Source organism: Myceligenerans pegani (genome assembly GCF_014892515.1).
Classification (GTDB): domain Bacteria; phylum Actinomycetota; class Actinomycetes; order Actinomycetales; family Cellulomonadaceae; genus Myceligenerans; species Myceligenerans pegani.
Window position 1 is genome coordinate 1 of the sequence record NZ_JADBGR010000042.1, and the last position, 349, is coordinate 349.

General features: G+C 68.5%; 1 protein-coding gene. It reads left to right on the top strand.

Annotated features, from left to right (window positions below; genetic code table 11):
- The coding region (locus tag IIE03_RS02655) for a hypothetical protein (RefSeq protein WP_192861176.1) at positions 1-349 on the top strand (349 nt) is incomplete at both ends.

The following is a 349-nucleotide window of genomic DNA, read 5'->3' on the forward strand; positions in this document are numbered from 1 at the left end:
ACGGCGGAGACGCTCATCATCCCGGGCGGCGACCGGATCCGGATCGAAGGGTTCGGCGAGGCCCAGCTCCAGCAGCCGTCGGGCGAGTCGGATGTCGTCGCCGTCGCCACGACGGACGCACTGATCCGTCAACCGCTCGACGGCAGTGATGCGCTCAAGCAGCACGACGTGTCCGGCGCTCCCGCCGCTCCCGTGCAGGTCGGCGGGTGCACCTACGGGGCGTGGTCGCAGACCGGGGACGTGGTCCGCGATTGTCCCGGAACGGATTCCGATGACCGGCAGACTCTTGAGGGCCTCGCGTCGGGTGCGGTCTTGCAGTACCGCACGAATCGTGGCCGGATCATTTTGA